General features: G+C 60.7%; 16 protein-coding genes. 11 read left to right on the top strand and 5 right to left on the bottom strand.

Translation table 11 applies throughout. The annotated features are described in order from the left end of the window. Positions 1-159 precede the first annotated feature (159 nt). From rpmJ to MUN46_RS02045, 7 genes are all read left to right on the top strand, one after another. A complete protein-coding gene (rpmJ, locus tag MUN46_RS02075; RefSeq protein WP_237978782.1) occupies positions 160-273 on the top strand; it encodes a 50S ribosomal protein L36 in 114 nt (37 codons plus the stop codon). A gap of 17 nt (positions 274-290) precedes the next feature. Further along, a complete protein-coding gene (gene rpsM / locus MUN46_RS02070; RefSeq protein ID WP_237978780.1) occupies positions 291-656 on the top strand; it encodes a 30S ribosomal protein S13 in 366 nt (121 codons plus the stop codon). Positions 657-670: 14 nt separating this feature from the next. Next, on the top strand, positions 671-1,093 hold the full coding sequence (rpsK, locus tag MUN46_RS02065) for a 30S ribosomal protein S11 (RefSeq protein ID WP_237978779.1): 423 nt from the start codon (positions 671-673) through the stop codon (positions 1,091-1,093). A gap of 90 nt (positions 1,094-1,183) precedes the next feature. Next, positions 1,184-1,810, top strand: coding sequence for a 30S ribosomal protein S4 (rpsD, locus tag MUN46_RS02060; protein WP_237978778.1), 627 nt, complete (start codon positions 1,184-1,186; stop codon positions 1,808-1,810). A gap of 164 nt (positions 1,811-1,974) precedes the next feature. Continuing rightward, the gene (locus tag MUN46_RS02055; RefSeq protein WP_243376033.1) at positions 1,975-2,982 is read left to right on the top strand and encodes a DNA-directed RNA polymerase subunit alpha; all 1,008 of its coding nucleotides are present in this window, start codon (positions 1,975-1,977) and stop codon (positions 2,980-2,982) included. Positions 2,983-3,139: 157 nt separating this feature from the next. Next, on the top strand, positions 3,140-3,550 hold the full coding sequence (gene rplQ / locus MUN46_RS02050; protein WP_237978776.1) for a 50S ribosomal protein L17: 411 nt from the start codon (positions 3,140-3,142) through the stop codon (positions 3,548-3,550). Between the two features lie 105 nt (positions 3,551-3,655). Beyond that, complete coding sequence (locus MUN46_RS02045) at positions 3,656-4,051, top strand: RNA-binding S4 domain-containing protein (RefSeq protein ID WP_243376032.1); 396 nt, start codon at positions 3,656-3,658, stop codon at positions 4,049-4,051. A gap of 58 nt (positions 4,052-4,109) precedes the next feature. Here MUN46_RS02045 and hemB read toward each other — a convergent pair whose 3' ends face one another. The 4 genes from hemB to lptM form a co-directional block, all read right to left on the bottom strand. After that, the gene (hemB, locus tag MUN46_RS02040) at positions 4,110-5,123 is read right to left on the bottom strand and encodes a porphobilinogen synthase (protein ID WP_243376031.1); all 1,014 of its coding nucleotides are present in this window, start codon (positions 5,121-5,123) and stop codon (positions 4,110-4,112) included. A gap of 86 nt (positions 5,124-5,209) precedes the next feature. Continuing rightward, on the bottom strand, positions 5,210-5,842 hold the full coding sequence (gene yihA, locus MUN46_RS02035; RefSeq protein ID WP_243376030.1) for a ribosome biogenesis GTP-binding protein YihA/YsxC: 633 nt from the start codon (positions 5,840-5,842) through the stop codon (positions 5,210-5,212). A 39-nt stretch (positions 5,843-5,881) separates the two neighbouring features. Further along, positions 5,882-7,180, bottom strand: a complete 1,299-nt coding sequence (gene lysA / locus MUN46_RS02030) for a diaminopimelate decarboxylase (protein WP_243376029.1) — start codon at positions 7,178-7,180, stop codon at positions 5,882-5,884. A 19-nt stretch (positions 7,181-7,199) separates the two neighbouring features. Further along, the gene (gene lptM, locus MUN46_RS11770) at positions 7,200-7,430 is read right to left on the bottom strand and encodes an LPS translocon maturation chaperone LptM (RefSeq protein ID WP_422732588.1); all 231 of its coding nucleotides are present in this window, start codon (positions 7,428-7,430) and stop codon (positions 7,200-7,202) included. A 1-nt stretch (position 7,431) separates the two neighbouring features. Here lptM and cyaY point away from each other — a divergent pair, with 1 nt between their 5' ends. Continuing rightward, entirely contained in the window at positions 7,432-7,770 is a 339-nt protein-coding gene (gene cyaY / locus MUN46_RS02025; protein ID WP_285230537.1) for an iron donor protein CyaY, read from the top strand. Here the strand turns inward: cyaY and MUN46_RS02020 are convergent. Beyond that, entirely contained in the window at positions 7,745-10,087 is a 2,343-nt protein-coding gene (locus MUN46_RS02020) for a penicillin-binding protein 1A (protein WP_243376027.1), read from the bottom strand. The genes cyaY and MUN46_RS02020 overlap by 26 nt on opposite strands. A gap of 239 nt (positions 10,088-10,326) precedes the next feature. On the opposite strand from MUN46_RS02020, the gene MUN46_RS02015 reads away from it, so the two are divergent. The 3 genes from MUN46_RS02015 to MUN46_RS02005 are packed head-to-tail and all read left to right on the top strand — an operon-like array spanning position 10,327 to position 12,647. Then, positions 10,327-10,866: a shikimate kinase gene (locus tag MUN46_RS02015; RefSeq protein ID WP_243376026.1), complete on the top strand. Its 540-nt coding sequence runs from the start codon at positions 10,327-10,329 to the stop codon at positions 10,864-10,866. After that, complete coding sequence (gene aroB, locus MUN46_RS02010) at positions 10,859-11,944, top strand: 3-dehydroquinate synthase (RefSeq protein ID WP_243376025.1); 1,086 nt, start codon at positions 10,859-10,861, stop codon at positions 11,942-11,944. The genes MUN46_RS02015 and aroB overlap by 8 nt, the downstream gene beginning before the upstream one ends. Positions 11,945-11,957: 13 nt before the next feature. Beyond that, the gene (locus MUN46_RS02005) at positions 11,958-12,647 is read left to right on the top strand and encodes a transposase (protein WP_243376024.1); all 690 of its coding nucleotides are present in this window, start codon (positions 11,958-11,960) and stop codon (positions 12,645-12,647) included. The last annotated feature ends 6 nt before the right edge of the window (positions 12,648-12,653 follow it).

Here is a 12,653-nt window from a genome sequence, read left to right as displayed (position 1 = left end):
GACAGGGTGGACCGGGCTCCATGGCTCAGGATTGCGCAGCCGGTGAGACCATTTTTTTGGTCAATCCGGTTGTGCAAATCCCGAAAATGGTATATGCTCCCTCCTTCTTGTCTAGAGCATCAGAACCCATGCCGCTGAGCGGCATGGCTGGAGATGAAAATGAAGGTAGCAGCTTCGGTTAAAAAGATGTGCCGCAACTGCAAGATCGTCAAGCGCAAGGGTGTTTTGCGCGTGATCTGCAGCGATCCGCGTCACAAGCAGCGTCAAGGCTAAAGAGGTAAGGAAAAAAAATGGCTCGTATCGCCGGTATTAATATTCCGCCGAATCAGCATGCCGTCATCGGGTTGACCGCCATTTATGGCATCGGCCGCACCCGCGCTGGCGACATCTGTGATGCCTGCGGTGTTCCGCAGGATAAGTTGGTCAAAGACCTCAATGATGAAGAGCTTGAGAAGATCCGCGATGCGGTTTCCAAGTTCACCGTTGAGGGTGACCTCCGTCGTGAAATTCAGCTTTCGATCAAGCGTCTGATCGACCTGGGGACCTATCGCGGCATGCGTCATCGCCGTGGGCTTCCGGTCCGTGGTCAGCGTACTCGCACCAACGCCCGCACCCGCAAGGGACCGCGCAAGGTTGGTGTCACGCTCAAGAAGTAATTTCGAGGTAAAGAATGGCTGGCACAACTACCAATAAGAAAGCCGCAGGATCCGCTTCTGCCGCCCGCGGCCGCAAGAAGGTCCGCAAGGTCGTGACGGAAGGCGTCGCGCACATCCACGCGTCCTTCAACAACACGATTATTTCCATCACCGATCGTCAGGGGAACGTCATCTCGGCGTCTTCTTCCGGCGCCCAGGGCTTCAAAGGCTCGCGCAAGTCCACTTCGTTTGCCGCTCAGGTGGCCAGCGAACAGGCTGCCCGCGCTGCCCTTGAATTCGGCCTTAAGAGCGTCGACGTTCAGGTCACCGGGCCCGGCCCCGGCCGCGAGAGCTCCATCCGCGCCCTGAACTCCGTGGGCATCCGCGTCACCTCCATTCAGGACGTGACTCCGATCCCGCACAACGGTGTGCGTCCTTCGAAGCGCCGCCGCGTTTAACATCAACAACATTTCCGTGTCCTTTCTCCATCAACCGGGAGAAAAGACTGAATGCGGAGTGATTCCGCAGGATAAGAGAGGCTAATTTAAATGGCACGTTATCTCGGTCCCAAGCTCAAGCTCGCGCGTCGTGAGGGTTGTGATCTCAACCTGAAGAGCGCTCGCCGTTCCTTCGACTCGAAAGTTAAGGACGCCGAAACCAAACCGGGCCAGCACGGCAAGATTTCCGGCGCCAGGATGTCCGACTACGGCACCCAGCTTCGCGAAAAGCAGAAGGTCAAGCGCATGTACGGCATCCTTGAGCGCCAGTTCCGCCGCATTTTCAAGACCGCTGAAGCCCGGCGTGGCAACACTGGTACAAACCTTATGCTGCTCCTTGAGAGCCGCCTTGACAATGTGGTTTACCGTATGGGCTTTGCATCCACCCGTGCAGAAGCCCGCCAGCTGGTGAACCACGGTGCGATCGCTGTCAACGGACAGCGCGTCGATATTCCTTCCGCCCTGGTGAAAGCCGGGGACGTCGTCTCCGTCCGCGAGAAGGCCCGCAAGCAGGCCCGCATCGCCGAGGCTCTTGAACTGGCTACCCAGAACGGCTTCCCCGGCTGGGTTTCCGTCGATGCCAAGAAGTTTGAAGGCACCTTCAAGAACCTGCCTGAGCGCGAAGAGTTCAACCCTGAGGTCAACGAAGCTCTGATCGTTGAACTTTATTCTCGTTAATCAGGCTGCATCTGACCGGTTCCCCAGCGGGGAATCGGCCAGTTACAATTTTCAGACGCGGATGGACCAACTGGGGCGCTGTCCGCGTTTTTTCACTCAGCCCCTGACCTCCATCAGCCTTATCGGTGTAACGAGCCGAGGGTATTGAATAGGATAGTCAACCAATGTTCAACGCTGAACTTCTCAAGCCCAACACGATTGACGTTGCGGTCGATGAGAAAAACCCTAACAGGGCCGTCATCACACTGGAGCCTTTTGAACGCGGCTATGGCCACACGCTGGGCAATGCCCTGCGCCGCATTCTCCTCGCCTCCATGGTCGGGTACGCTCCTACTGAAGCCCAGATCACGGGCATCGTCCACGAGTACTCCCAGATTGAAGGCGTCATGGAAGACGTCGTCGACATCCTGCTGAACCTGAAGGGCGTCATCTTCAAGCTCGAGGGCCGCGACGAAGTCTCCCTGATGCTCCGCAAGGAAGGCAATACGGTGGTTACCGCGGCGGATTTCGAGCTGCCGCATGACGTGACGATCCAGAATCCTGACCATGTCATCGCCCATCTCTCGGGCGGCCGCCTGGAAATGCAGGTGAAGGTTGAAAAAGGACGCGGCTATCAGCCTGGCAATGTTCGTGCTTTTGAGGACGATCACTCCCGCCAGCAGATCGGCCGCCTGATCATGGACGCTTCCTTCAGCCCGATTCTGCGCGTCGCCTATCAGGTGAGCTCCGCCCGCGTCGGCCAGAGGACCGACCTCGACAAGCTCGCGCTCGAGATCGTGACCAACGGCGTGATTACGCCCGAGGACGCACTCCGCGAAGCTGTGAGGATCCTGCAGGACCAGCTCTCCGTCTTCGGCTCCATCACGACCGAAGCCGCCGACAAGAATGAGGCTGTTGTGGAAGAAGCCGGCGCCAGCAATCCGCCGCCGCTTGACCCGATCCTCATGCGTCCGGTCGATGACCTCGAGCTGACAGTGCGCTCCGCCAACTGCCTGAAGGCCGAGAACATCTACTACATCGGCGATCTGATTCAGCGCACGGAAAATGAGTTGCTCAAGACGCCGAACCTCGGCCGCAAGTCCCTCAACGAAATCAAGGAGGTTCTTGCAGCTCACGGTCTTACCCTCGGCATGAAGCTGGAAAACTGGCCGCCGCAGGGACTTGAGCGTTAACTTTTGTTTTATTTGCACAAAGCAGGAAAAGAGAGTAATCTCCGCCCTTGCTTTGTGCGCGCAGCACAGGCGTTCACAACCCGTCCGCCCCTTCGGGGGATAGAAGAGTCGGGTACAGCGTCGTTTTTCGACTTTCAAAGAAAATATAGGAATTAAAATGCGTCATCGTTTAGGTCTTCGCAAGCTTAACCGCACCAGCTCCCACCGCCTTGCCATGTTCCGCAACATGGCCGTCTCCCTGCTTCAGCACGAAGCCATCAAGACGACTCTTCCGAAGGCCAAGGAGCTTCGCCGCATTGTCGAGCCCCTGATCACTCTCGGCAAGAATCCCTCCGTTGCCAACCGCCGCCTCGCTTTCAACCGCCTGCGCGACCGTGCGACCGTCACCAAGCTGTTTGACGAAATCGGGCCGCGTTTTGCCAAGCGCAACGGCGGCTACACCCGCATCCTCAAGATGGGCTTCCGCGTGGGCGACAACGCTCCCCTCGCTTATATGGAGCTCACCGAGAAGGCCGCCCCGAAGGCCGAGCCTGTTGAGGAAAAGGCTGAGGCCAAGAAGGCTGAGTAAGCAAGGGCTTCCCGCCGGGTGCGGCTTTCAGCTGCGCCTGGCGCCGGCAGCTGATGAAGCGGATTCTGTTTAAACGGCAGGATCCGCTTTTTCTTAGGGTCGCAAATGCAGAAAGAAGCAGAAGAGGTACGGCTCGACAAATGGCTCTGGGCCGCGCGGTTTTTCAAGACAAGGTCTCTTGCTCAGGATGCCATAGCCACCGGGCGCGTGACCTGCGAGGGCGAGAGGCTGAAGTCTTCCAGGGAGGTCAGGCCCGGCATGCTGCTGTCGATCCGCCGGGGCGAGGAGCTGATGGAGGTGCGTGTCACCGGACTGAGCGGCAAACGGGGTTCGGCCTCAGAAGCCTCGAAGCTTTACGAGGAGACAGAGTCCAGCCGTGAATTAAGAAAGCACAGGAAGGAAATACTGAAGCTGGCGGCGGAGCCGGCCCGCTCCATCAGGGGCGGCCGCCCCACAAAGCGCGAGGGCAGGCGCCTGCGGGCGTTTAAGGCCGGTCGGTGAGAGAAGACCGGCACGGGTCCGCCCTGCCGCGGCAGGGCGGGAGTTTCAAGGTGCGGAGTTAGTACTCGTAGCCCTCCTTGAGCCAGCGGGCCACGTCAAGCGAGCAGTACGTGAGGATGCCGTCGGCTCCAGCACGCTTGGCGCAGATCATGGTTTCCATCGTGATCTTCTTTTCGTCGATGGCGCCGGCCGCCGCGGCGAATTTCAGCATGGCGTATTCGCCGGAGACGTGATAGAGGAAAGTCGGGGCCTTGAACTCTTCCTTCACTCTCCAAAGCACGTCCAGATAGGGAATGCCGGGTTTCACCATCACCATGTCGGCGCCCTCGGCCAGGTCATAGCCGACTTCCCACAGCGCTTCGTTGCCGTTGGCAGGATCCTGCTGGTAGACGTCCTTGTTTGAGCGTCCCAGGTTCGAGGACGAACCGACGGCGTCGCGGAAGGGGCCGTAGTAGGAAGACGCGTATTTCGCGGAATAGGCCATGATGCGGGTGTAAATCCGTCCGTCGTCCTCCAGCGCCTTGCGAATGGCACCAATGCGTCCGTCCATCATGTCGGACGGGGCGACGACGTCGGCGCCGGCCCGGGCCTGGCAGAGGGCCTGGAGAATCAGCTGCTCGACTGTCTCGTCGTTGAGGATAAAGCCCGTGCTGTCGATCAGCCCGTCCTGGCCGTGCGTGGTGTAGGGGTCGAGAGCGACGTCCGTCATGACGCCAAGCTGCGGGAATTTGGCTTTGATCGCCTTGACGGCGCGAGGAATGAGGCCGTCGGGGTTGTGGGCTTCGCGTCCGTCCGGGGCCTTCAAATTCTGCTCGATATGCGGGAACAGGGCGACCATGGGAATGCCCAGGGCGACCATCTCTTCGCAGACCTCAAGCAGCTGGTCAATAGAGAGCCGGCACACGCCGGGCATGGACGGGACGGGATCGCGGCGGTTCTGCCCTTCTTCAACGAAGACAGGAAGGATCAGGTCGTTCGGGGACAGCGTCGTCTCCCTTACCAGCCTTCTGGAAAAGTCGTCATGACGATTGCGGCGCATGCGCACCATCGGAAACTGACCAAGCGTTTGCATGGATAAAGCCTCTAATAAAAAACTCAGGGCAGCGGAGGGGAGGGGAGAACTTCCCCAAGCCGGCCGCGGCGGAGATGAAAATGGAGTCAGCCGATGCCCAGCCAGGAGTCCAGCGTCGAGCGAAGCTCTTCGGCCCCTGTTTTTTTCAGGCCCGAAAACAGCTGGACGGAAACCGGGTTGGCGAATTCCGCCGCGCGTTCCCTGACTCTGCGAATTAAAGCACAGCGTTCTGAAACCGTTCTTAATTGATCAGCCTTGTTGAGCAGCCACGCCATGCGCATGGTGGGGCGCTTGGCAAGGAAACTGATCACCCATTCATCGGACGGCATGAACGGGCGGCGCGCGTCCATCACGAGGACGACACCGATCAGCGAGCTGCGGGAATCAATATAGCCGCCGACCAGATCCGACCATGACGAGCGGACCTGTTCCGTAGCTTTGGCAAATCCGTAGCCAGGGAGGTCGACGAGGTAGCCCAGGGGGATGCGCTCGTGGCTCGCAGGATCCTTGCGTGCCAATTCAAAAAAATTGATCAGCTGCGTGCGTCCCGGCGTCTTGGAGGCGTAGGCGAGCTTGCCCTGGCGGGTGAGAACGTTGATGGTGGTGGACTTGCCGGCGTTGGAACGGCCCGCAAAGGCTATCTCGGGCAGCGAAGCCGCCGGAAGGCCGCTGATGCTGCTCGAGGAGGTTAGAAACCGGGCTGATTCGTAGATGCTCACTTTGTCGTCCTGCCAAAAAAGAAGGAAGAGAAAAAATCCTCAGGGCTGGGGAATATGCTCCAGCCTCCATAGGTCTTCCGGCTTTTCCCGCTCCCGGATGCAGAAAGCCTGCTCTCCGCTGACCAGCACTTCGGCCGCCCTGGGCCGGGTGTTGTAGTTTGAGCTCATCGACATGCCGTAAGCTCCGGCCGAGGTGACGGCGAGCAGATCACCCTGCCTGATGCACAGCGTCCTTTGCCTGGCCAGCCAGTCTCCGGACTCGCAGATGGGGCCTACGACGTCATAGCAGCGGGAATCGCCCCTGCGAATTTTGACAGGCACGACCCCCATCCAGGCCTGATAGAACATGGGTCGGCCCATATCGTTCATCGCAGCGTCCACTACAGCGAAATTTTTGGTTTCCCCCGTTTTGTCCCTGATGACTGAGCAGACCAGTATGCCGGCGTTGGCCACGATCGATCTTCCCGGCTCGATGAGGCAGTCGAGGCGGCTCATGCCCCGGCGCTCCAGCATGCCGAGGAGAGTCTCTATGAAGGCTTTTCTGCTGGGGGGCGTCTCATCTTTGTACCGGACTCCCAGGCCGCCCCCGAAGTCGATGTGCCTCAGGACGATGCCCTCCTCGGCCAGCTTCGCGACCAGGTCCAGGATTTTTTCTCCCGCGTCCTTGAAAGGCGAGAGCTCGGTGATCTGGCTGCCGATGTGGCAGTCGATGCCCGTGATTTCAATCTCAGGCAGGGCTGCCGCGTGCCGGTAAAGGGGCAGGGTCTGCTCGTAGGCCACTCCGAATTTGTTGTTCCGGAGGCCCGTGGAAATGTAGGGATGGGTTTTGGCATCGACGTTCGGGTTGACGCGGACGGACACCGGGGCCCGCCGGCCCATCTTCCTCGCGATGGACGCGATCTGCTCAAGCTCGGGGATGCTTTCTATGTTGAAGCAGCGAATGCCTTTCTGCAGGGCGAGGGTGATTTCGGCGTCCGTTTTCCCGACCCCGGAGAAGACAACCCGGGAGGGTTCGGCGCCGGCTGCAATCACGCGCAGCAGCTCCCCGCCCGAGACAACATCGAAGCCTGCGCCGAGCCGCGCAAGCAGATTTACGATGGCCAGATTGGAATTGGCCTTCACGGAGTACATGATGCTGTGCGGGTGCTCTCCGAAGGCCTGGTCGTATTCCTGATAGGCCGTCCGGATGGCTTTTTGCCCATAGACGTACAGCGGCGTCCCGTAGCGGGACGCAAGCTCTGAAACGGGAAGGTCTTCGCAGTAAAGGGCATCCCCTCTGTAGGCGAAGGACACGCCGTCTGGCAGGGAAGGGATCTGTGTCTGCAAGGTATCGGTCATGTTTTTTGACAGTTATCGGTTATTTGTTTTCAGCGGCAGCGCCGGAGGCGGCGTGTTCGTCCGAAGAGGTCTGATCCCGAACGGCGGCGCCGGGCGCCTGCCGGGCCTGCGGGTTCTGGGCAGAACCGGCGGCAGACGAACGGTGTGCGGGAGCCGGCATGTAAAGCCCGGACTTCAGCCCGCAGCCGGTCAGAAGCGCGCAGCATGAAAGACTTACAATGATCGAGGCACGTAGGAACCTGTTTTTCATCATGAATCAGACTCTTTTTATAGAAAAAGCGGAATCGCTGCTCTCCGAAGTTGAAGACGCTCCTGAACTGTCAATGGCGGACTGCGACCGCAACGGCAACGTCCTGACCATCGAATTCGACAGCGGGGAGCAGATCGTCATAAACCTCCAGACGCCTACGCAGCAGGTCTGGCTCGCCTCCCGCCGCTCCGGAGGGTTCCACTTCTCGCTTCACGGCGAGCGGTGGGAAGACTCCGAGGGACGGGAGTTCTGGGAGGTTCTTGCCTCGGCGGCCAGCCAGCTCGCCGGCGAGGAGGTGCGCTTCTCCAGGTCTCCTAAAAAAGCTTCAGCAGGGAGCTGACGGGATCGTCTCCCGAAGAGACGGGGGTAGAGCTCTCGGCATGCGTGCCGTCGCTCACCTCCGAGTAGCACCATTCGCCCGCCCGCTGCTCAACGCCGCCGGGCGGCATCCGATTGTATATCGGCTGCCCGCGCACCGCGGTCTGCATATAGCTGATCCAGACAGGCTGCATGAGCACGCCTCCGGTTGCCTTGCTGCCGAGAGAGCGCAGCTGATCGTAACCCATCCAGCCCACGGCGACCTGATTGCCGGCGAAGCCCGCGAACCAGGCGTCGTTGGAGTCGTTGGAGGTTCCGGTCTTGGCGCCCACGTCGGGACGGCCAAGCGCAGCGCCGGCCCGCGCGGCAGTTCCCCTGCGGGCGACGTCATTGAGAAGCGTTGACATCACGAAGGCGTTGCGGGCAGGAATGGCGCGGATGGATTCGTCGCCGGCCTCGCGGTTTTCCTCCGTCATGATGGTGCGGCCGCTTTCGTCCACGATCTTGTCAATCAGGTAGGGCTGCACGCGGTAGCCGCCGTTGGCGAAAATCGAGTATGCCTCCACCATTTGCCAGATGGTGACGGTGCCCGAACCGAGGGCGGTGGAGAGGGTCGGTGAGTGCCGTGAGGCCGGGAAGCCGAAGCGGGCCAGGAACTCCTGGGCGTACTTGGGGCCTATGGCGTTCATGACGCGGATCACAGGAATGTTCTGGGATTTTTCCAGCGCCCTGTGCAGAGGCATCGGCCCCTCGAATTTCCCCGAATAATTTTTGGGGGACCAGGCCTGGCCGCCGTTTTTCTTGGCGTCCAGATAGAAAGGCGAGTCCTGAAGGATGGTGTTGGGCGTAAATCCCTTCTCCAGCGAGGCGGAGTAAATGAACGGCTTGAACGATGAGCCGGGCTGCCTCCAGGCCTGCGTTACGTGATTGAACATGTTGAGGTCGTAGTCAAACCCTCCGACCAGCGCCCGGACCGCACCAGTGCGGAAGTCTGCGGCCATGAAGCCGGTCTGAACCTGAGGAATCTGTGAGAGCGTCCAGCCGCCCGAGGTGCGTGTGATCCTGATGAGGGCTCCGGGACGCAGCCCGGCCGGATCATCGGGCTTTGCCTTGAGGAATTTCCCGGCGAATGTGTTTGAGGCCCGGTCCAGCGTAACGGTTTCGCCATTGGAGATGGCCGCCCTGATGGAGGGCGATGTGCTCAGAACAATGGCAGGAAGCAGGTTGGGGCTGGAGGCGGCGGCGTGCAGGGCCTGCTTGATGGTTTTGGCCTGCTCGTCGAGGCTGGCCGGAAGGCGGATCTGGCCTTCGGCGCCCCTGTAGCCGCGGGCCTTGTCAAAGGAGGCGATGTTCGAGCGCACGGCTGAATAGGCGGCCTGCTGGTCCTTGCTGCTGATGGTGAGATAGACGTTGAGGCCCCTTGTGTAGGCGTCGTCCTTGAAAATGTCGTAAACCAGCTGCCGGGCGAGCTCTGTCGCATATTCAGCATGGATCTTGAGGGAGCGTTTGCCGGCCACGGCGTCAGCCACGGCATCCTGCACATAGACCGGCTTGGCCTGCTCTTCCTGCCGCTTCTGCTCGGAAATGAACCCGAGGGCCGCCATCCGCCCGAGCACGTAGTTGCGGCGCATGGTGGCCCGCCGGTTGTTGACAACGGGGTTGTAGGCCGAGGGCGCCACCGGCAGTCCGGCCAGCGTTGCAGCTTCCCCGATGCTCAGCTCTTTCAGCGGCCGCCCGAAATACGTCCTCGCGGCCGATCCAAAGCCGTAGGCCCGCTGGCCGAGATAAATCTGGTTCACGTAGATTTCCAGAATCTGGTCCTTGGTGAGTTCGTGTTCGAGCTTGGTCGCGATGGCGATTTCATAGAGCTTTCTCATGTAGCTTTTCTCGGAAGAGAGAAAGCAGTTGCGCGCGACCTGCATGGTGATGGTGGATCCGCCCTGCCCCTTGTGTCCCGAAAGAATGTTGCTGATGAGGGCCCGTCCAATGCCAGAGAGATCCACGCCCGAGTGTTCGTAAAAGTCTGAGTCTTCGGCGGCCAGAATGGCCAGCTTGACATGCTTGGGCAGTTCGTCGATCGGAACATAGTCCCGGCGCTCTTCACCGTATTCTGCCAGCAGCTGGTTGTCGGAGGACCATATCTTGAGCGGCAGCTTCGGAGAATAGGAGCGCATTTCCGTCATGTCCGGCAGCTGGGCGTAGACAATGGCGAACAGAAAGGTAAACAGCAGCATGCCGCTCGCGGCGCAGGCGGCGCCGATGGCGCACAGCCAGCCCAGAATCCTGCCGATGCTGCGTTTTTTGACAGGAGATTGACCCTGGATCTTCGAAGGAAGCATAGAAACCTGTTCTCCCGGTATGGCTGATGCCTGCGGTTCCGGATGGTGAAACCGCCCGGCTGCTTCTGCCGGCATAGCGATTGCCTGGGCGGCGTCAGCTTCAGACGGGGTTGTTGAAGTTTCTTCATTTTAGCGGTTTTGAAACGCGGATCGCCTCCCGGAGCAGATTTCCGGCGGCGGGGAGAAGCCTCTCGGTGAGTTATGCTCTAATGCGCATAGGGTGCAACGCCGGATCAGAAATGGGAAAGATCATTTATTTGGTGGGGATGATGGGGGCTGGGAAATCTACCGTGGGCAGGATCCTGGCCGAGAAAACCGGCTGGCCATGGGTTGACATGGACCGCCAGATAGAGCAGGAAAGAGGCCTCAGCATTCCCAGGATTTTCGAGCTTCTTGGCGAGGCGGGATTCCGCAGGATGGAGACTGATCTCCTCCGGCGTCTGTCGGTGAGGGACCGTCTTGTGGTTTCAACCGGCGGTGGCGTGATCCTGTCCGAGGAAAACAGGCGGATCCTCTCGGAGACGGGCCTGGTCGTTTATCTCAGGGTGTCCGCAGAGACGGTGCTCGCCCGCACCCGGGGATGCACCGGACGCCCGAAACTGGCAGGAGATAATAAAGAGGAAAGGGTGAGAAGTCTGCTTGAGGCGAGGCATCCCTTGTACTGCGCCACTTCGGACATCAGCTTTCGGAGCGCAGAGGGGTCGCCCGCCGCCCTGGCGGCGCGGATCCTGGCGCACCCCCGTGTGGGCAGGCTACTGAGCGAGGACATTCATGGTTAAGACAACAGAGGTCAATCTGGGGGCCCGCAGCTACCCCATTCTGACGGGACCGGGGCTTCTTGAGCAGGCCGGGGCCTGGGTGGGAAAGCTCAACCCCACCCGGATCGTGATAGTCACCAACGAGACAGTGCAGCCGCTGTATCTGGAGCGGCTGGCCGCCTCCTGCCGGGGCATCGCCCCGGTCTCTTCGGTCATCCTTCCGGACGGCGAGCGTTTTAAGAATTTCAGCTCGGTGCAGAAAGTTCTTGACGGGCTGGCGGCCGCGGGGGCTGACCGGCGCTCCGTGATATGCGCCCTGGGCGGCGGCGTAGTCGGCGACATCGCCGGGTTCGCGGCGGCCATTTGGATGCGTGGCATCCGCTTCGTCCAGTTCCCGACGACGCTGCTCGCTCAGGTGGACAGTTCCGTGGGAGGGAAGACCGGAGTCAACCTCCCCGCGGGAAAGAACCTTATCGGCTGCTTTCACCAGCCCTCTCTCGTGGTGGCCGATACGCAGACGCTGGAGACGCTGCCCGCACGCGAGGTCTCAGCAGGGCTGGGAGAGATCATCAAGCACGGGCTTTTGGGCGATGCCGCCTATTTCGACATGGTGTTCCGGAATATGGCGGCGATCCGCAGGCTCGACCACGAGGTCCTTGCGGAGGTCATCGCCGGGTCGTGCGAACTGAAGGCCGGCATTGTCTCGCGCGATGAGAAGGAGTCGGGAATACGAGCCACGCTCAATCTTGGGCACACTTTCGGCCACGCCATCGAGAAGCTGGCCGGGTTCGGTACGTGGCTGCACGGTGAGGCCGTCGGCTGCGGACTCGTGCTCGCTGCCGATCTGTCCAGGAGGCTTGGGTACCTTACACCGGAAGAACTCGGGAGAGTGACGGAGGCCGTGCGCTCAGCGGGACTTCCGGTAAGAATCGAGGGACTGCCGCTTGAGGCTGCCATTGCCTGCATGAAAGGAGACAAGAAGAGTGCAGGCGGGCACATCCGGTTTGTTGTCCTTCACGGCATCGGGCGCACGACCGTCGAGGAGGCTCCTATGGAACTGCTGCGGCAGACGCTGCTCTGGGGCGGCTACCGGCCATAGGGCGGGGAGATTCATGGCAAGGCTGACGCGCTGCACAATTGCCGGCCTGCCCCACCTGGTGGTTCAGAAGGGGGCGGGCAGGCTCGATGTCTTCAGGAGCGACGAGGATTACCTGTATTATTTGGAATCCGTCCGCCGGTGTTCGGAAAGTTCCGGCGTCGCCGTGCGCGGCTACGTCCTGCTGCCCGCAGGGGCGCACCTGCTGCTCTGTCCGGAGACCTCTTTGGCGCTGAGCCATTTCATGCAGGAGCTTTCCAGGCGCTATGTCCGATGGTTTAACGCGCGCTACCTGCATTCGGGCACCATCTGGGGCGGGCGCTTCAGGTCCTGCGTTCTGGATCCGGCCTGGGAGCTTGAGGCCTGCAGGTATCTGGAGGAGCTTCCCGTCAGGCTCGGCTTCGTCCTGCAGCCCGGACAGTATGTCTGGTCGAGCTATGCCCACCATACGGGCACAAGGGTAGACGCATTTCTGAGCGACTCGCCCGTGCTCTGGGCGCTGGGCGACTCGCCCCAGGAGCGCGCCCGGCGCTATAGGCAGATGTGCGCAACGCCTCAGAGGGAGTGGTTTGGAAGGTATCTGGAGAAGCAGGCCAGGCGCGGCTGGCCGGCCGGAGAGGAGCCGTTTGTGCGAAGCCTCCCGGTGGAGGACGGCAGGCGCCGTCCCGCAAGGCGGCAGGGACGTCCCCGCCGCGAGAAGCAATGAGAAGGA

It is taken from the genome of Mesosutterella faecium (genome assembly GCF_022809315.2).
In the GTDB taxonomy this organism is placed as follows: Bacteria; Pseudomonadota; Gammaproteobacteria; order Burkholderiales; family Burkholderiaceae_F; genus Mesosutterella; species Mesosutterella faecium.
The sequence above is the reverse complement of the archived record's forward strand: the minus strand, read 5'-3'. Positions and strand labels throughout refer to the sequence as shown.

Coding starts and splice junctions, on each gene's coding strand:
- rpmJ (WP_237978782.1), top strand. CDS start 160: ATGAAGGTAGCAGCTTCGGTTAAAAAGATGTGCCGCAACTGCAAGATC.
- rpsM (WP_237978780.1), top strand. CDS start 291: ATGGCTCGTATCGCCGGTATTAATATTCCGCCGAATCAGCATGCCGTC.
- rpsK (WP_237978779.1), top strand. CDS start 671: ATGGCTGGCACAACTACCAATAAGAAAGCCGCAGGATCCGCTTCTGCC.
- rpsD (WP_237978778.1), top strand. CDS start 1,184: ATGGCACGTTATCTCGGTCCCAAGCTCAAGCTCGCGCGTCGTGAGGGT.
- MUN46_RS02055 (WP_243376033.1), top strand. CDS start 1,975: ATGTTCAACGCTGAACTTCTCAAGCCCAACACGATTGACGTTGCGGTC.
- rplQ (WP_237978776.1), top strand. CDS start 3,140: ATGCGTCATCGTTTAGGTCTTCGCAAGCTTAACCGCACCAGCTCCCAC.
- MUN46_RS02045 (WP_243376032.1), top strand. CDS start 3,656: ATGCAGAAAGAAGCAGAAGAGGTACGGCTCGACAAATGGCTCTGGGCC.
- hemB (WP_243376031.1), bottom strand. CDS start 5,123: ATGCAAACGCTTGGTCAGTTTCCGATGGTGCGCATGCGCCGCAATCGT.
- lysA (WP_243376029.1), bottom strand. CDS start 7,180: ATGACCGATACCTTGCAGACACAGATCCCTTCCCTGCCAGACGGCGTG.
- lptM (WP_422732588.1), bottom strand. CDS start 7,430: ATGAAAAACAGGTTCCTACGTGCCTCGATCATTGTAAGTCTTTCATGC.
- cyaY (WP_285230537.1), top strand. CDS start 7,432: ATGAATCAGACTCTTTTTATAGAAAAAGCGGAATCGCTGCTCTCCGAA.
- MUN46_RS02020 (WP_243376027.1), bottom strand. CDS start 10,087: ATGCTTCCTTCGAAGATCCAGGGTCAATCTCCTGTCAAAAAACGCAGC.
- MUN46_RS02015 (WP_243376026.1), top strand. CDS start 10,327: ATGGGAAAGATCATTTATTTGGTGGGGATGATGGGGGCTGGGAAATCT.
- aroB (WP_243376025.1), top strand. CDS start 10,859: ATGGTTAAGACAACAGAGGTCAATCTGGGGGCCCGCAGCTACCCCATT.
- MUN46_RS02005 (WP_243376024.1), top strand. CDS start 11,958: ATGGCAAGGCTGACGCGCTGCACAATTGCCGGCCTGCCCCACCTGGTG.